Source organism: Micromonospora lupini (assembly GCF_026342015.1).
Taxonomy (GTDB): domain Bacteria; phylum Actinomycetota; class Actinomycetes; order Mycobacteriales; family Micromonosporaceae; genus Micromonospora; species Micromonospora lupini_B.
In genome coordinates, this window is sequence record NZ_JAPENL010000001.1 from 41,573 (window position 1) to 59,247 (window position 17,675).

Below are 17,675 nucleotides of genomic sequence, written 5' to 3' on the forward strand. Positions count from 1 at the left end.
AACCAGTCCGGGAGGCGGCCGGCGAGTGGTCACCGGCGCGGGGCCGGCCCGCTGGACTGCCGGATGGTCAGGTGCGTGGGCAGCAACACGGTCTGACGGGATGCCGTTTCCCCCAGATGCTCAAGGTGGTCCAGCAGCATCGACACCGCCACCCGGCCGGCCTGTTCGATCGGCGCGGTGAGGGTGGTCAGCGGAGGGCTGCAGAAGTCGGCGCCGAAGATGTCGTCGCAGCCCACCACGCTGATCTCGCCGGGGACGTCGACGCCGCGTTCGGCCAGCCGCCGCAGGATGCCGATCGCCAGCAGGTCGTTGAAGGTGACGCCGGCGGTGGCGCCGGTGTTCAGCAGCGCGTCCGCGGCGACCGACCCGGAGCTGCGGGACACGCCGAACGGTCCGACGCGGGTCGCAGTGAGGCCGTGTCGGGCCATCGCGGTCCGCATCGCCCGCCACCGGGCTTCGTTGGCCCAGGAGGACGGCGGTCCGGCGACGTACGCGATCGCCCGGTGGTCCAGCGAGACCAGGTGCTCGACGGCCTGCATCACTCCGTCCGGGCTGTCGATGACGACGCTGCGCACCCGGGGGACGTTGCGGTTGATGGTGACGACCGGCAGTTCGGCGGCGATGACGGAGAGGGTCTGCTCGGGAAGGCGGGAGGCGGCGAGGATCACCCCGTCGACCGACCGGCGGACCTTGTGCAGCAGGTGGTTCTCCAGCTCGGCCGAGTCTTCGGTGTCGATCAGCAGCAGGGCGTGGCCGGCGGCGCGCAGTTGTTGTTGCGCGCCGCGGATCAGTCCGAAGTAGAACGGGTTCGTCGCGTCGGAGACGAGCAGGGCGACCGTTTCGGTACGCCCCGACGACAGCGCCCGCGCCTGGGTGTTGGGTACGTAGTTCAGCTCGCGGGCGGCGGCCTGGATGCGTTCCCGAGTGACCCGGTTGACCCGGTCGGGCCGGCTCAGCGCCCTGGACACGGTGGAGGCGGCAACGCCGGTGAGGGCAGCGATGTCGTTGATGGTCACGCGGCCCTCCCGGCGTACCGCCGCACGGGGAGAGGACGCGCCTTCGGGGTTCATGGACATCAGCAGAGCATCGATGGCAATTAATGGCAACCGATTGCCACCCGGTTTCCGTGGTTGTTACGTTCCCTCGCACGGTTCATCGAACCGGGGAATTCCCGGGCGTCTGGCTATGTGTTTTCCACACCATTCCTCTCCGGACAGCCACCACCCAAGGAGCAGAGATGAACGCCACCCGTGCACTTCTCGCGGCGGCCCTGGCCGTCACGGTCGCCATACCCGTCACCGCCTGCGGCTCCGGTAGCTCCGCCGAGGACGGCAGGACGCTCAACGTGCTCATCGGGGCGAACTCGATCTATCCCACGGAGCAGAAGCAGTGGTTCGCCGACGTCTCGGCGAAGTTCCAGCAGCAGGCCGGGGCGAAGGTCACGTTCGAGACCTTCGCCAGCCCCACCGACGAACTCACCAAGATCCAGACATCGATGCTCTCCGGGCAGGGGCCGGACATCTATGCCCTCGGCACCACCTTCACCCCGACGGCATACTCCACCGGTGCGTTCGTCGACCTCACCGCCGACCAGTGGACGAAGATCGGCGGCCGGGACCGGTTCCTGCCGGCCACCCTCGGCATCTCCGGCCCGGACGCCACGCACGAGGTCGGCATCCCCTTCACCAGCCGCCCGTTCGTCATGGCGTACAACAAGGAACTGCTGGCCGCGGCGGGCATCGACAAGCCGGCCAGCACCTGGGACGGCCTGCGGCAGCAGGCCAGACAGCTGACCGGGGCCGGCAGATACGGCCTGGCCGTGGCCTACGGCGACGGCTTCGACCCGTGGAAGTTCATCTGGGCGATGAGCATCCAGGCCGGCAACCCGCTGGTCTCCGACGGAAAGGCGCGGCTGACCGATCCGGTCACGGTCAGGGCCTACCAGACGTACCTCGGCTGGCTCGCCACCGACAAGGTCGTCGACCCGGCGGCGACCGGCTGGAAGAACGCTCAGGCCATCGCCGCGTTCGGCGCCGGCAAGGCCGCCTTCCTGCCGATGGTCTCGGCGACCTCGAAGGTCACGCTTGACAAGTCCGCGGTCGCCGGCAAGTACGGCTACGCCGTCATGCCGACCGTCCCGCCGGGCGCCACCACCCTGCCGCCGGGCGGCGTCGGCGCCACCAGCATCCTCTCCGGTGACAACCTGGTGATCGCCAAATACAGCAAGAACCAGGACCTGGCGCTGCGCCTGGTGAACATGCTGACCACCGCCGAGTCGCAGGAGGCCTACTACCGGACCTTCGGCGAGTTGCCGACGAACGCGGAGCTGGCGAACCGGCTGGTCGCCGACCCGGCGCTCGCGGCCATCGTGGACTCGGCGTCGAAGTCACACGGCACTCCGTTCCACGGCGGGTGGAGCAAGGCGCAGCTCGCGCTGGTCAACGTGGTCGTCCAGTCGGTGCCGAAGCTCGCCGCCGGCAAGGTCGACGACGCGTCTCTCAACGCCCTGCTCACCCAGGCCCAGTCCGAGGTGCAGGCCGCGCTGGACAAGGCGAAGTAGATGACGGTCACCGACCCAGCGACGGCGGACGCTCCGGGCACCGGCGATGCGCGCCGGGCCGGAGTGGCCCGCCCGTCCCCGCCGCGCCGCCGTCGCGGCGCGACCGCAGGCGGTGCCGCGGTGTGGCTGCTCGCGCCCGGCGGGCTGCTCACCCTGACCGTCATCGTCGTGCCGTTCGTCGTCGCGCTGGTGATGTCGCTGCTCGACCTCGACCAGTACACCTTCCGGCAGTGGCTGTCGGCGCCCTTCGTCGGCGTCGACAACTACGTCGAGGCGGTGGGCCGCACCAGCCTGCCGCACGCCATCTGGGTCAGCGGGTCCGCAGCGGTGATCGCGACGCTGCTCGCGTTGCCGCTGGGGGTCGCCGCCGCGCTGACCACCCACCTGCCGTTCCGCGGGCGGTCGCTGATCCGGTCCCTCTACCTCATCCCGTACGTGCTGCCCGCCTTCGTCGTCGGCACCATCTGGCGGATCATCCTGCAACCCGACGGGGTCGCCAACCAGGGCCTGGCGACAGTGGGCATCACCGGCGGCCTGTGGCTGAACGGGCCGAAGAGCTACCTTGCCCTGATCGTCGTGCAGGCCTGGTCGGGCTGGCCGCTGGTCTACCTGCTCGCACTGGCCGGCCTGCAGGGCATCGACGACAGCCTGCACGAGGCCGCCGCGCTCGACGGCGCGCAGTGGCGGGCGAAGCTGCGCCACCTCATCCTCCCGCTGCTGCGCCCCCCGGTAGCGCTCGCCGCGATCATCTCGCTGCTGCACATGGTGAACAGCTTCACCCTGCCGTTCGTACTGTTCGGCGTTCCGAGCCCGCACGACGTGGAGGTGCTACCGGTGCTGACGTACGTGGAGAGCTTCCAGAATTTGCGGTTCGGACTGAGCGCGGCGATGGCCGTGATCTCGCTGGTGCTGATCCTGGTCCCGCTGCTGGTCTATCTGCGCACCGTCAGACTCGACGAGCCGGAGGCCGCCGCATGAACTCCGTGCATCGCCTGCTGCCGCGACCACTGCAGATCGGCCTGACGGTGGTCCTGCTGACCATCGTCGGCGCGCCGGTCGGCTACGTCCTTCTCGCCTCGGTCAACACCGACCTGGCCGTGGCCGCCGGTGAGTTCTGGCCGGAGCGGATCAGCGTCGGCAACTACGTCCGGATCTGGTCGACGGTCCCGCTCGGCCGGGGGCTCGCGAACAGCCTGCTCGTCGCCGGCACGGTGGCGGTGACCTGCGCGGCGGTCGCGGTCTTCTCGGCGTACGTCCTGGTCCGGCACCGGTTCCGGGGCCGGCGCACCGTGCTGCGCGCGCTGCTGGGCATGCAGTCGATCCCCGGCACGCTGCTGCTCCTGCCGGTCTTCGTGCTCTTCGCGACGATCGGCAGCAGCCTCGGCGTGCCGACGATCGGCACCCGGTGGTCGCTTGTCGTCACCTACCTCACGTTCGGGCTGCCGTTCTCCACCTGGATCATGGTGACCTACCTGCGTGAGCTCCCCGGCGAGCTGATCGAGGCCGCCCGCGTCGACGGCGCCGGGAGCTGGCAGATCCTGCTGCGTGTCGTCATCCCGCTGAGCTGGCCGGGCCTGATCGTCGCGGCGGTCTTCGCGTTCCTGCTCGGCTGGAACGATGTGCTGTTCGCCTCGGTCATGACCGACGTGGACACCCGCACCGCGGCGGTCGTGCTGCAGGTCTTCGGATCGGCGCAGGAGGGCGGCGCAATCCCGCCGTACGGGCAGATGATGGCCGCCGCCCTCGTCTGCGCGGCTCCGGTGGTCGTCCTCTACCTCGCCTTCCAGCGGTACATCGTCAGTGGGCTGACCTCGGGAGGTGTGAAGTGACGGCGTGGACCCTGTCCGGCTTCGGCGACGAGATCGATCCCGAGCCGGCGGTGCAGCTCGCGGTGCTCGGTGCCCTCGGTGCCCGGCACATCGAGGTGCGCAGCGCGTGGGGCACCAACGTGGTGGAGCTCGGCGACGCCCAACTGGACGCCCTGGCCGAGGCGGTCGACGCGCGCGGCATGGCGGTCTCGGCGGTCGCGTCGCCCGTCGGGAAGGTCGACGTGACCACCGAGGACGGCGGTGAGCTCGACCGGCTGCGCGCCGCGGTGGCGGCCGCGCACCGGCTGGGCAGCCGGTACGTCCGGATCTTTTCGTTCTACCGCCCCGCCGGGGTCGCCCCGGCCGAGATCCGCGCGGCGGTGCTGGCGCGGATGCGGGCCTTCGCGGCCCTCGCCGAGGACTCCGGCGTCGTGCTGCTGCACGAGAACGAGAAGGACATCTACGGCGATGTGCCGCAGCGGGTCGCCGACCTCGTCGAGGCTGTCGACTCGCCCGCGCTGCGTGTCGCCTGGGACAACGCGAACTTCGTGCAGGTCGGGGTGCGGCCCTACGACGACGGGTACGCGCTGCTGCGCCCGCACCTGGAGTACCTGCAGGTCAAGGACGCGATCGCGGCCACCGCCGAGGTCGTGCCCGCCGGCCACGGCGACGGCCAGCTGCTGCGGACGCTCACGGCGCTGCGCGACGACGGCTATGCCGGCTTCGCCTCCCTCGAACCGCACCTCGCCAGCCAGCACGAACTCGGCGGATTCTCCGGCCCCGCCGAGTTCGGCCGGGCGGCGCGCGCGTTCGTGAACCTCACCGCTTCGATAGGAGTGCATCTTCGATGACCGCCCTCAACGTTGTGATCACGGGCAGCGGGGTCATCGCCCGCACCCACGCCGGGGCGATCCTGCGGCACCCCGGACTGCGCCTCACCGCGCTCGCCGACCCGGACCCGCAGGCCAACGACCGGCTCGCCGGGTGGATCGGCGAGCAGGGCGGCCCCCCGCCGGCCCGGTACGCCTCGCTGGGCGAGGCCCTCGCGGCCGAGGCGGCAGACCTGGTGGTGGTCTGCACGCCCAGCGGTACGCACGCCGACCTCGCCGAGGAGGCCCTCGCGGCCGGCGTGCACGTGCTCGTCGAGAAGCCCCTCGATGCCTCCCTGCCGGCGGCCCGCCGCATCGCCCGGGTCGCCACGGACGCCGAGGCGGCCGGTCAGGTCTGCGCGGTGGTCTGCCAACACCGGTTCGACCCGGCGAGCGCCGCGATCGCTGCCCGGGTGCGCGCCGGCGACCTGGGGCGGCTCACCTCGGCGGTGGCCAGCGTGCCGTGGTGGCGGGGCCAGCGGTACTACGACTCGGCGGGCTGGCGCGGCACCTGGGAACAGGACGGCGGCGGCGCTGCCATGAACCAGGGCGTGCACACCGTGGACCTGCTGCTGTGGATGTTCGGCCGGCCCGAGGAGGTGTTCGCCTACACCGGCGTCCTCGCCCACGAGCAGGTCGAGGTGGAGGACGTCGCCGTGGCGGCGATCCGGTTCGCCGACGGGCCGCTCGCCGTGCTGCACGCCACCACCGCGGCGTACCCGGGCCTCGGCGTGCGGTTGCAGGTGCACGGCTCGCAGGGGTCCGCGGTGATCCACGACGACCAGCTGGAATACCTGCACATCGCCGACGTCCCGGACCCGTCCGCGTACGCCGACGGGCCCGACCGGTCCGGCGACGCCGTGCCACCGTCGCAGCTGCGGGGGGCGACCAAGCCCGACGACGCCTTCGTGACCGGGCACCTGCGGCAGTACCACGACACGGTCGAGGCGATCCTCGGCGGCCGGCGACCGGGGGTCACGGCGGTCGAGGCGCTGCTCGACGTCGCCGTGGTCAAGGCGGTGTACCTCTCGGCGCACCTGCGTCGGCCGGTGTCGGTGCCGGCGGTGCTGGCCGGCGACTTCGACGACGTGCTCGCCGCCGTCGAGGGCTCCGCGGCCACGGTGTCCTCCGTCCTGCGGGCGGGGGTGGCGCGATGAGGTGGTCGGTGTTCACGGCGTCCACGCCGGACTGGACGCCGGAGGAGACGGTCGGGCAGTTGGCCGCGCAGGGCTGGGACGGCGTCGAGTGGCGGGTCACCGACCAGGAACCGGCCCGGCCGCCCGGGTTCTGGGCCGGCAACCGGGCGACCGTCCCGTTGACCGGGCTGGAGGGTGAGCTGACCCGGATCGCCACGATCACCCGCGAGGCCGGGCTGGCGCTGTCCGGGCTCGGGGCGTACGTGCCGGCGGCCGACCACGGCAACGTCGAGCGGGTGTTGGCCGCGGCCGCCGCGCTGGGCGCGGAACGGGTCCGGGTGACCATGCCGCAACTGGGCAGCGGCGACTACCGGGAGCTGATGGCCGGTACCCGCCGAGACCTGGCGTGGATTGCCGGACGGGCGGCGGAGCACGGGGTGACCGCGCTGGTCGAGCTGCACCACGGCACCATCGTCGCCTCGGCGTCGGCGGCGATGCGGCTGCTCGACGGCCTGCCGCCGGAGCATGCCGGGGTCATCCACGACATCGGCAACCTGACCATCGAGGGGTTCGAGGATCCGCTGGCCGGTTTCCAGCTGCTCGGCCCGTACCTGGCGCACGTGCACGTGAAGAACGTCGCGTGGCGGGTGAGCGGCACCCGGGACGACGGGGGACCGCGCTGGTCGGCCGAGTGGGCGCCGCTGCGGGAGGGACAGGCCGACCTGGCGGCCTATCTCGGCGCGCTGCGCCGGGTCGGCTACGACGGGTGGGTGACGGTCGAGGACTTCTCCACCGCCGTGCCGCTGGCTCAGCGGACCCGGGACAACCTGGCCTACCTTCGGGAGTTGGACCTGCGGGTACGTGCGGAGATGGCGGGACGCTGATTCCGTGAATTGCCGGGAATCATGATGCGTGTTGCCGGTATCGATCGAGTGTGGCAAATGTTGGCAACCGATTGTCGGCCCCTGGTGGCGCCCATAGTGTCCAGACAACCGCCACTGGTGCGCGATCCGTGGGCCATCGTCCAAGGCCCCTCGGTACCCGTCCCCACGAAGCCACCGCCGCCTGGCCGTCGGCGGTGGCTTCCATCCTGACCCCATCAGGGAGATGTCATGCAACGCTCCGTCAGCAGGGTGAGCCGGACCGGCAGACGCCGGTCCGCACTCGCCGCGGCCGTGTCCGGGCTGGCCGTGATCGTCACCTACGCCCTCGCCGTGACCACCCCCTCCGCCACCGCCGCCGCAGCCGGCTGCGGCACCGCCAACGTCGCCCTGAACCGGCCGGCCATCGCCTCGTCCGTGGAGAACAGCCGGCTGTCGGCGGCCAACGCCGTGGACGGCAGTGCCACGACCCGCTGGTCCAGCGCGTTCAGCGACCCGCAATGGCTCCAGGTGGACCTCGGTGCCAGCACCGATGTCTGCGAGGTCGTCCTCACCTGGCAGACGTCGTACGCGAAGGCGTTCCAGATCCAGGTCTCACCCGACGGGGTCGGCAACTGGTCGTCGCTCTACTCCACGGCCACCGGCAGCGGCGGCACGCAGACCATCCCGGTCAGCGGCACCGGCCGCTTCCTGCGGGTGTACGGCACCACTCGGGCTACCGGCTACGGATACTCGATCTTCGAGCTGGTGGTGCACAGCGGCTCGACGCCCACGACCCCGCCGCCCACCACCGCGCCGCCCACGACCGGCCCGCCCATTCCCGGTGGGGGCGACCTCGGCTCCAACGTCATTGTGTTCGACCCGTCGATGTCGTCGTCCAGCATCCAGTCGAAGCTGGACCAGGTGTTCGCCACGCAGGAGACGAACCAGTTCGGCACGCAGCGGTACGCGCTGCTGTTCAAGCCCGGCTCGTACACCGGCCTCAACGCCCAGTTGGGTTTCTACACCTCGATCGCCGGCCTCGGGCAGAACCCGGTCGGCGTGCAGATCAACGGTGACGTCACCGTCGACGCGGGCTGGATGGCCGGCAACGCGACGCAGAACTTCTGGCGCTCGGCGGAGAACATGTCGATCACTCCGGTGTCGGGCCGGGACCGGTGGGCGGTGGCCCAGGCGGCGCCGTTCCGGCGGATGGACGTGCACGGCGGAATGACCCTCGCCTCGCCCAACTGCGGGTGGGCCAGCGGCGGGTACATCGCCGACAGTCGGATCAGCGGCACGGTCAGCCCGTGCTCGCAGCAGCAGTGGTACACCCGGGACAGTCAGGTCGGCGGCTGGAACGGCGGCGTCTGGAACGTGGTCTTCTCCGGTGTGGCCGGGGCGCCCGCGAACACGTTCCCGACGCCGCCCTACACCGTCGTGCCGAAGACCCCGGTCAGCCGCGAGAAGCCCTACCTCTACACGGACTCGTCGGGCGCCTACCGGGTGTTCGTCCCGTCCCTGCGTACCAACAGCTCCGGCGTCACCTGGGCGGCCGGCAACACCGCCGGCACGTCGCTGCCCCTGACCCAGTTCTACGTCGCGCACCCGGGCGACTCGGCGGCCACCATCAACAGCGCGCTCGCGCAGGGCCTGAACCTGCTCTTCACCCCGGGGGTCTACCACGTCGGCCAGACCATCAACGTGACCCGGCCGGACACCGTCGTGCTCGGCCTGGGCTTCGCCACCCTCATCGCCGACAACGGGGTCACCGCGATGAACGTGGCCGACGTCAACGGGGTCAAGGTGGCCGGGCTGCTCTTCGACGCCGGCACCACCCGGTCGCCGTCGCTGCTCCAGGTCGGCCAGAGCGGCGCGAACGCGAACCACGCCGCCAATCCGATCTCGCTCCAGGACGTGTTACTGCGCGTCGGCGGCGCCGGCCCGGCCGCCGTCACCAACGCCCTGGTCGTAAACAGCAACAACACGATCATCGACCACATCTGGGCCTGGCGTGCCGACCACGGCGCCGGGGCCGGGTGGACCACGAACCCGTCCGACACCGGCCTGGTCGTCAACGGCGCCGACGTCACCGCGCTCGGCCTGTTCGTCGAGCACTTCCAGAAGTACAACGTGATCTGGAACGGCAACGGCGGCCGGACCATCTTCTTCCAGAACGAACTGCCCTACGACCCTCCGAGCGCGGCAGCCTGGTCGCACGACGGCATCACCGGCTACGCCGCCTACAAGGTGGCCAACTCGGTGACCAGCCACGAGGCCTGGGGGCTCGGTAGCTACTGCGTGTTCACCGCCGACCCGTCCATCGCCGCTTATCACTCCTTCGAGGTTCCGGTCAACCCCAACGTCAGGTTCCACGACGTGCTGACGGTGTCCCTGGGCAAGGGTTCGATCACCCACGCCATCAACGACACCGGTGGGGCGGCCCTGCCGTCCTCCGTGACCCCGCACAACGTGATCAGCTACCCGTGAGTCATCGGGTGTCCGGCCGGCCCGGGTCGGCCGGGCACCCCTGTGCGGTTTATATGCGGCACCCTCGACCAGCCTCTTTGGCAAACTGATGGCAACCAATTGTTTCAATCTTTGGGCATTGTTATCTTTTTGGAAATAGATGCTCGTTCCTACGTCCCAAAGGAGATCCGATGAGCATCAGGTCGCTCATGTCCAAAGCTGTTCCGGGAGGGCGTCGGAGAGCTGTCGCAAGGCCACTCGCCGCGGTTTTCCTGAGTGTCGTGGTAATAGCTGCGGTCGGTGGAAACGGCACGGCGTTCGCGGCGGACGACCCGCCCTTCGCGCAGTACCAGGAGGCGCACGCCAACTGCGACGTCAACCACCGGCTCAGCGACGACCCGATCGTCTTCCCCGGTCTGCCGGGTGCGTCGCACAACCACACATTCATCGGCAACCCCACCACCAACGCCAACTCCACCCCGCAGTCCCTGGTCGGTGGTGCCACGTCCTGTCAGGACACCCTCGACGCGTCCGGTTACTGGTTTCCCACTCTGTTGCAGAACGGCACGCCGGTGCCGAACAGCATCGTCACCGTGTACTACAAGTCCGGGGTGAAGGACTACCGCACGGTCAAGCCGTTCCCGGCCGGGTTCAAGCTGCTGGTGGGGGACGTGAAGACGCCGGACGCGGCGCACTTCGCGGGCAGCTGGTCGTGCACCGGCTACAAGGGCAACGACTGGCCGGCCTCCTGCCCATCCGGGTCGTCCCTGGTCGTGCGCCTCAAGGCACCGAGTTGCTGGGACGGCGTGCACCTGGACGTGCCCGACCACAAGTCGCACATGGCGTGGCCGGTGAGCGGGGTCTGTCCGACCGACCACCCCGTCCCGCTGCCGATGCTGGAGATCAAGCTCCCGTACAAGCTGGCGGGCACCAGCACCGCCGGCCTGGCATATTCCTCGGGGGCCAGTTACTCATTCCACTACGACTTCATGAACGGGTGGAATGCGGCCCGCCAGGCCTATGTCGTGGCCTACTGCATCAATGGGGGTCGGCAGTGCAACGGTTACGGTGAGGATCCCAAGAAGCCGTAGCGGTCAGGTGGCGTCGATCGTGGCCGGTGCTCCGTGTCGAGCGGGAGTCGTCCGGCCACGATCGGCCACGTCCGGTAGCGACCCGCCCCGACGCCCCGACCGTCCGCCGCCGTCAAGATATTTATGCTGATCAATTGAATTCCATTGACATCCGTGGTCGGCAGGGTTAAGAGTGAGCTACGTCGGAGAGCGCTCTCTCGCGATTTGGGCCCGAAGCAGTGAGCTGTCGGTCCCGCCGCCGCCACCCTGAAGGAGTACCGATGAATCGGACTCTCCCCCCGTCCCGCATCCCGTTGTCCCGTACCCCGTTGTCCCGAGCCGGGCGCGGCACCCGCCTCGCGGCCCTCGGCAGCTCGCTGCTCCTGCTGCTCGGCGCGTACCTGGCGATCCTGGCGCCGCCCGCAGACGCCGCCGACGCGCTGCTGTCCCAGGGGCGGCCGGTCACCGCCTCGTCGACCGAGTCCGCGGCGTTCCCCGCCTCGGCGGCCGTTGACGGCAACGCCGGCACCCGCTGGTCCAGCGCGTTCAGCGACCCGCAGTGGCTACGGGTCGACCTGGGTGCCTCCGCCACCGTCAGCCGGGTGGTGCTGCGCTGGGAGGCCGCCTACGCCCGCGCGTTCACCATCGAGACATCGCCCACCGGCACCGACACCTGGACGACGATCCACACCACCACGGCCGGCACGGGCGGCGTTCAGGACCTCGCGGTCACCGGCACCGGCCGCTTCGTCCGGATCAACACCACCCAGCGCGCCACCCAGTACGGCGCGTCGCTGTGGGAGTTCGAGGTCTACGGCAGCACCGGCCCGCCGCCCACGACCGCGCCGCCCACGACCGCGCCGCCCACGACTCCGCCGCCCGGCGGCGCGACGCTGCTGTCGTACGCCAAGCCGGCGGTCGCGTCGACAAGCCAGAACGACGGCGCGTGCTTCGGCTGCACGCCGGACAAGGCGTTCGACCACGACCCGGCGAGCCGCTGGGCGACGAGTCCCACCAACGGCTGGGCCGACCCGGGTTGGATCTACGTCGACCTCGGCGCCACCGCCACCGTGACCCAGGTCGTGCTGCAGTGGGATCCCGCGTACGCCAGGTCGTACCAGATCCAGGTCTCGCCGAACGCGTCCACCTGGACCACCGTCTACTCGACCACCACCGGGAAGGGCTTCAAGGAGACCATCGACGTGACAGGCACCGGTCGGTACGTGCGGATGTACGGCACCGCCCGCAGCAGCCAGTACGGGTACTCGCTGTGGGAGTTCAAGGTGTACGGCACCGGCGGCAACCCCACCCCGCCGCCGACGATGCCTTCCGACCCGACGTTCCCGGCTACCCGGCTCGTGTTCGCCGACGAGTTCAACGGCGCCGCCGGCGGCAAGCCCGACCCGACCAAGTGGACTATCGATACGGGCACCGGCCAGAACAACGAACTCCAGTACTACACGAACAACAACAACGCCAGCCTGGACGGCGCCGGCTCACTCGTCATCGAGGCCCGCCGGGAGACCGTCAACGGCCGCTCGTACACCTCGCACCGGATGAACACCGGCAACAAGTTCACCGTGCAGTACGGCCGGATCGAAGCACGCATCCGGGTGCCGAAGGGTAACGGGCTCTGGCCGGCGTTCTGGATGATGGGCGCCGACTTCCTCACCGGGCGGCCGTGGCCGTACAACGGGGAGGTCGACATCATGGAGGTCCTCGGCCGCAACACGCTGGAGGCCTACTCGACCCTGCACGCGCCGGCCTACAACGGCGGCAACGGGTACGGCCAGAAGTACCCGTCACCGGGCGGGGTGGACCTCTCCGCCGGCTTCCACGTCTGGTCCGCCGAGTGGGACAGTCGCGGCATCACCTTCAAGATCGACGGGCAGACCGTCTTCGTCGCCAGCAAGGCCACTGTCGAGTCGACCCGTGGGCCCTGGGTCTTCGACCACCCGTTCTACCTCATCCTCAACCTGGCCGTCGGCGGCGACTTCCCGGGCCCGGTGGACGGCACCACGCCGTTCCCGGCGCGGATGCTCGTCGACTACGTCCGCGTCTACCAGTAGCCCGGCCGGGAAGGAGTCCTCATGGCCCTGCCAACAACTCCGACATCGGTCAGCTGTCCGGCCGGCAGCAGCCACCCGGTGCCCGTGCCGAAGCTGCGCCAGGTGATCCGGTACCCGGCGAACGGTGACGCCGCCCGCTTCCGGCTCGCCTCCGGTGCCGGCTACACGATGCACGGCGACTTCTTCAACGCCTGGCCGGTGGCGGAGATGGAGCGCCGGGTACGGGACCGCATCCGCCCGATCATCAAGTGCGGCGTCAGCGGGACGCCGTGACGGTCGTACCTCCTCGCCGGCCCGGCACCGGGCCGGCGAGGCTGTCCGCTCTGCTTGCCGGGCTGCTGCTCGCCCTAGTGCCGGCGGCCGGCTGCGCCACCGGGCCGGCCACGGAAAGGGCCGGGCCGGCCCCCGTCGTGTCGACCCCGGCCACGGCGACGCTCGGCGGCACCGACGCGGCCTGGATCCAGTTGATGATCCCGATGAACGAACAGGTGCTCAAGGCGCTCGACCTCGTACCCGGGCAGACCACCGACGAGCGGATCCGCGAATTGGCCGGGCGGATCGCGGCAAGCCGGCGCGCGGAACTGGACGATCTGGGGCGGCTGCGGGGCAGCGCGGGGCTCCCGGCGGTCAACCAGCACGAGGGGCACGACCTGCCCGGCATGGTGATCCCGGCCGACCTCGTCGTGCTGCGCTCACTGCGCGACGCGGCGTTCGACCGCTCCGTGCGGGAAATTCTGCGTGAGCACGTGGAGCAGGGCGCGCGGCTCGCGGACGCCGAACAGACCAACGGGGCCGATCCGGAGACCCGGCGACTCGCGGACCGGATGCGGCAGACCCGGGTCACCGAACTCGGCTGGCTCAGGCGGACGACGGCCACGCCGTGACCCTGTCCGCCACGTCGGACGCCGGTGGCACCGAGCGATCGCCGCCGGAGAGCCGGCGGCGACCGCGGGTGGTTCAGGCGTCAGCGGCCACAGCCGGTAACGGGCTTCACCGTGTGTGTCGCCTACGCGAGATGCTCGCGTAGGAATCCCGCGATGTATATTCCCAGGAACTCAGTTGAAAGCTGAGTCGGATCTGGCCGAGGTCTTCGAGCGGGTCGTGCGACTGCAGGTCGATCTGTTCACCGCGGTCGACACCCGGCTCCGCCGCGAGCTCGGCATCCTGCTCATCGCGCTCCTCCCGCTACGGGTCATCGCAACCCGGCCGGACTGCCGGGTCCAGGACATTGCCGAGGGCGTCGGCATCAGCGTCGGCGGGGCCAGCAAATCAGTGGACCGCCTCGAACACGGCGGCTGGGTGCGCCGGGCCGAAAACCCGGCCGACCGACGCTCGTCGGTGCTGCACCTCACCGCCGAGGGCGAACGCATGGTCTCGGCCGGAACCGCCATCATCGAGGCGGAGATGCGTTCCCGGCTCCTTCCACCGCTCGGCCCCGCGGGCGTCGCACGGTTCGCCACCGACATCAACCAACTACTCGGCCTGCCACAGGCCACCGACTGAACATCCCTCGCCGGTCGGCGTCGTACAGTCTGCCGTTGTGATCGGCATGCGAGACGGGCGCAGGCATGAGGCGATTGCCGGCGGGCGTCGGCGACCTGGCGTCCGCTCATGCCGCGATCCGCATGCTTTACCGGGATCATCGTGCGTCGAGCCTGCCCGGGCGTACGGAGCCGGACAGGAGGACGAAGTTCAGCCGATGATGGCGGCGAGAGTTGGTTCGCAGCTCGCGTCGTAGTCGATGGCTGCGGCGAGCAGTCTGGCGGTTGCTGAAAAAGCTGGGACTGCAGTTTCACCTGCCAGTTCGTCGGGAGCCGGGTCGTCGCCGACCGCTACCCGCAGACCCAGTACTGCGGGGTCGGGTCGGCTGATCAGCCGGTCCGTCGACGGCACCAGGGCTGGAGAACGACACCGAAGGCGCTGCAGGACGGGAAGACTTCGGTGGCGGCCATTGCGACGCCGCGATCTGGGCCCCGGTGACCGGCAGGGTGGGCGAGATCTGGTCGAGCAAGCGCTGCGCCAGGGTGGCGTCGATCTCGACGTCTGCGCTGATGCGAACATCGGCCGCGGTCGCCAGGTCCACGACGTCGTCGCTGGTGAACGCATCAGCTCCGAGAGTACTCAGCCGTCGTGCGAACTCCTGGACATTGATCATTTGCAGCCTCATCGTCGGATTGTTAATTATCCACCGTAACCCCCGCTTCGGTCGGCGGATCCTGCGCCCGCCGTGCGGGCCACTGGGGCCGACAGTCGGCGCCGACAACTGCGACCGCTGCGCGGAAGTCCGCAACTCTTCGGTGAGCTATTCGCGCGCCTGCGGGGCCGTCACGCTCTGTGTTACCCATGCTGTCCCGCGACGCCCGGAAATGCCGCTCCGGGAGGGCTGGCGTTCATCGTTGGTGGTGACGCACGGTGATGTATGGCTACCTTTCCTGCTTCGGCTCTCAGTGTCGTACCTGTCAACCAACTTGTCGTGCGCGTCGCGGTGTCCGCCTTCTTAGGCCGCTACCGTGGGCAGACCCGCGTGCATACCGAGTCCGACCTGCGGGTCTTCCTCCGGTGGTGCAGCGACCACGAACTTGACCCGCTCTCCGCAGCTCGGGTGGATGTCGAGCGGTACGTGCGCTGGCTGCAAGACGTTCGCCGGTACCAGCCTTCGACGGTGTCCCGTCGGCTGTCGGTCGTGGTCGGGTTCTATCGGGTCTGTGTTATCGACGCGATCCTGGAGCACTCGCCAGCCGATTACGTCCGCCGGCCCACAGTGCCGGCCGAGTCACCGACACTCGGACTGGGCCACCTGCAGTTCGAGGCCCTTGTCACCGCCGCCCGACTGTCGGCCAACCCGAACGACTTCGCCCTGGTCGCCCTCTTGGGCCTGCTCGGCTTACGAATCTTCGAAGCCTGCGGGTCGAACATCGCCGACCTGGGGGAGGAACACGGCCACCGGGTCCTAGGGGTGCGCGGCAAGGGCGCCAAGGTCGTGCTCGTCCCGCTGCCACCCGCAGTCGCCCGAGCCATCGACCGGGCCGTCGATGAGCGCCGCTTCCGCCCGTGCCTAGATCCGCGGCTCGGGGCAAGCTGCTCGTAGTCGACGCCGCCGGCTAAGTCGCGGACGTACCTGCCAACATTGCGGGCCGGCGGCTGGGCGTCGACCTGGCGCGGCTGTCGGCTCCGCCTGACATTTGTAGGCGGAGCCGACAACCCTGCGCGCTCGGCCTGTCGGATAGGCGGTGGCCTGCGATTCCCAACGCATCTCCGAGAGCCAGAATCGCCGTGACATCTCACACCCGTCTCACGGACGACCCGGGAAGGCCCGATAAGGTTCGACGTGCCTCGGACCTCCACGTGGCCATTGACCTGCACGTCCGGCACGAGACGGCATCTTCCGGCAGCCGCCGGTATGCCCGCTAGTTCACTGGGGTCAACGGGTCGTCGGTTCGAATCCGGCCGTCCCGACTGGTATTCACCAGCGGATATACAAGATCATGTGTGATCTTGCGGTAACGCTGGCGGTAACGGAGATCGCTTAACGTGGGCTGGATCCCTCGATCCCGTTGCTGCGGAGGTGCAGCCGCATGGCCGTCTACAACTACCGCCTCGCCAACGGCAAGAACCGCTGGTTCTTCATCATCGACCTCCCGTCCGACGTGAACGGGCGCCGCCAGCACAAGCGGCAGGGGTTCCCCAATCAGGCCGCCGCGCAGGAGGCGGAAGAGGACGCACGCGCGGCCTACGGCGGTGCCGACCTCGGGGCCGACGGCAAGCGTCGCTGCGGAGAAGTGGGCAGGGTTGACCGCCCGAATTTGATCAACCGGCGTGTCGGTGATCGGTAGACAGCGAGGTCTCCGGTAGATGGTTCTTCGACCAAGAAGATGTGAACACCGGAGACCTCGTGGCCAGCGTGGCCGCAACGAGGCGGCACGACCTGACCGACGTACCGTGGGCGGCGTTGGAGCCGTTACTGCCCAAGGGTAAGAAGTCGGGTCGGCCGCCGAAGTGGAGTAAACGGCTGCTCATTACTCAGCTGATCCGTGCGCGGATCGTCAAGCACTCTACGCGCATCAACAACGACTTCCTGACCACCGGTCGGCACCCTGGTTCCAACAGGACGATGGGCGGAATCCCTGACCAAGGGCTCGCGGACAGGAAAGGACAGTTGCGTGAAGGTTCGCAAAACTCAAATCTCTGGGGCTAGTAGGGCGATGCTGGTGTTGATGATTGCGGTGGTGATGGCGTCGGCGCTTGCCACACCCGCGCAGGCCGGCACGGACGACACGGCATGCACGTACTACGGATGCTACAACTACCAAGGCTGGGGCTCCGGCTATGGGGAATGGAACCACTCTGGCGATGTGATGTGGGTTTGTGACGCCTACCCGGACGGCTGGTCCGTGGTCGTCATAGCCTGGTTGAACGGCGTCCGAGCCCCAAATAAGTGGGACACCAGCGGGGCGGGGGATGGTTGCACGGAGCGATCCTACGGAGACCTCCCAGAGGGCACCGAGGTTAAGTTCCAGGCATGCCTCGGCGACTACAGCGAGACGATCATTCGGAGCTGCGGATACACGAGATGGGCATACGCGTGACACCTTGGGCAGGCCGCGTCCGTTGAGTCACGGAAGCTGGCCGGGAGCCCTTCCGTGATGGGCCCCGAGAAGCGTCGGCCACCCTGAACCTCTACACCCGGCGCTTTGACCGACGGATCAACGACGGGTTCGCTGACGATCCGCTGAGTCCGACGACGACTAACGATGCAATCAGCAAGAGGCATCCTCTCGCGAGGGTGCCTCTTCTGCGCTTGAACTGTGGTGGACGAGGCAGGTTCAGCTGGTCG

At 69.4% G+C, this 17,675-nt stretch carries 16 protein-coding genes; 15 read left to right on the forward strand and 1 reads right to left on the reverse strand.

Annotated features, from left to right (window positions below; translation table 11 throughout):
- Window positions 1-29: 29 nt before the first annotated feature.
- Window positions 30-1,016 carry a LacI family DNA-binding transcriptional regulator gene (locus tag OOJ91_RS00180; protein WP_266241158.1) on the reverse strand — a complete coding sequence of 329 codons (987 nt, stop codon included), beginning with the start codon at window positions 1,014-1,016 and terminating at the stop codon, window positions 30-32.
- 221 nt (window positions 1,017-1,237) lie between these two features.
- On the opposite strand from OOJ91_RS00180, the gene OOJ91_RS00185 reads away from it, so the two are divergent.
- From OOJ91_RS00185 to OOJ91_RS00255, 15 genes are all read left to right on the forward strand, one after another.
- Window positions 1,238-2,560: an ABC transporter substrate-binding protein gene (locus OOJ91_RS00185; protein WP_266241160.1), complete on the forward strand. Its 1,323-nt coding sequence runs from the start codon at window positions 1,238-1,240 to the stop codon at window positions 2,558-2,560.
- Window positions 2,561-3,538, forward strand: a complete 978-nt coding sequence (locus tag OOJ91_RS00190) for a carbohydrate ABC transporter permease (RefSeq protein ID WP_266241162.1) — start codon at window positions 2,561-2,563, stop codon at window positions 3,536-3,538.
- On the forward strand, window positions 3,535-4,389 hold the full coding sequence (locus OOJ91_RS00195; RefSeq protein ID WP_266241164.1) for a carbohydrate ABC transporter permease: 855 nt from the start codon (window positions 3,535-3,537) through the stop codon (window positions 4,387-4,389). Before OOJ91_RS00190 ends, OOJ91_RS00195 begins: the two co-directional genes overlap by 4 nt.
- On the forward strand, window positions 4,386-5,219 hold the full coding sequence (locus OOJ91_RS00200; RefSeq protein WP_266241166.1) for a sugar phosphate isomerase/epimerase family protein: 834 nt from the start codon (window positions 4,386-4,388) through the stop codon (window positions 5,217-5,219). The genes OOJ91_RS00195 and OOJ91_RS00200 overlap by 4 nt, the downstream gene beginning before the upstream one ends.
- The gene (locus OOJ91_RS00205) at window positions 5,216-6,394 is read left to right on the forward strand and encodes a Gfo/Idh/MocA family protein (protein ID WP_266241168.1); all 1,179 of its coding nucleotides are present in this window, start codon (window positions 5,216-5,218) and stop codon (window positions 6,392-6,394) included. The genes OOJ91_RS00200 and OOJ91_RS00205 overlap by 4 nt, the downstream gene beginning before the upstream one ends.
- A complete protein-coding gene (locus OOJ91_RS00210) occupies window positions 6,391-7,257 on the forward strand; it encodes a sugar phosphate isomerase/epimerase family protein (protein WP_266241170.1) in 867 nt (288 codons plus the stop codon). The genes OOJ91_RS00205 and OOJ91_RS00210 overlap by 4 nt, the downstream gene beginning before the upstream one ends.
- Window positions 7,258-7,485: 228 nt before the next feature.
- Window positions 7,486-9,723: a discoidin domain-containing protein gene (locus OOJ91_RS00215; RefSeq protein ID WP_266241172.1), complete on the forward strand. Its 2,238-nt coding sequence runs from the start codon at window positions 7,486-7,488 to the stop codon at window positions 9,721-9,723.
- A 260-nt stretch (window positions 9,724-9,983) separates the two neighbouring features.
- Window positions 9,984-10,793 carry a DUF1996 domain-containing protein gene (locus OOJ91_RS00220; RefSeq protein ID WP_266241174.1) on the forward strand — a complete coding sequence of 270 codons (810 nt, stop codon included), beginning with the start codon at window positions 9,984-9,986 and terminating at the stop codon, window positions 10,791-10,793.
- Window positions 10,794-11,053: 260 nt separating this feature from the next.
- Entirely contained in the window at window positions 11,054-12,841 is a 1,788-nt protein-coding gene (locus OOJ91_RS00225; RefSeq protein WP_266241176.1) for a discoidin domain-containing protein, read from the forward strand.
- Between the two features lie 21 nt (window positions 12,842-12,862).
- A complete protein-coding gene (locus OOJ91_RS00230) occupies window positions 12,863-13,114 on the forward strand; it encodes a DUF1996 domain-containing protein (protein ID WP_266241178.1) in 252 nt (83 codons plus the stop codon).
- On the forward strand, window positions 13,111-13,725 hold the full coding sequence (locus OOJ91_RS00235) for a DUF305 domain-containing protein (RefSeq protein WP_266241180.1): 615 nt from the start codon (window positions 13,111-13,113) through the stop codon (window positions 13,723-13,725). Before OOJ91_RS00230 ends, OOJ91_RS00235 begins: the two co-directional genes overlap by 4 nt.
- Before the next feature lie 175 nt (window positions 13,726-13,900).
- Window positions 13,901-14,344, forward strand: a complete 444-nt coding sequence (locus tag OOJ91_RS00240; RefSeq protein ID WP_266241182.1) for a MarR family winged helix-turn-helix transcriptional regulator — start codon at window positions 13,901-13,903, stop codon at window positions 14,342-14,344.
- Between the two features lie 970 nt (window positions 14,345-15,314).
- On the forward strand, window positions 15,315-15,929 hold the full coding sequence (locus OOJ91_RS00245) for a tyrosine-type recombinase/integrase (RefSeq protein WP_266241184.1): 615 nt from the start codon (window positions 15,315-15,317) through the stop codon (window positions 15,927-15,929).
- A 487-nt stretch (window positions 15,930-16,416) separates the two neighbouring features.
- Window positions 16,417-16,674: a hypothetical protein gene (locus tag OOJ91_RS00250; protein WP_266241186.1), complete on the forward strand. Its 258-nt coding sequence runs from the start codon at window positions 16,417-16,419 to the stop codon at window positions 16,672-16,674.
- Window positions 16,675-17,001: 327 nt separating this feature from the next.
- On the forward strand, window positions 17,002-17,427 hold the full coding sequence (locus tag OOJ91_RS00255) for a hypothetical protein (RefSeq protein WP_266241188.1): 426 nt from the start codon (window positions 17,002-17,004) through the stop codon (window positions 17,425-17,427).
- Window positions 17,428-17,675 lie beyond the last annotated feature (248 nt).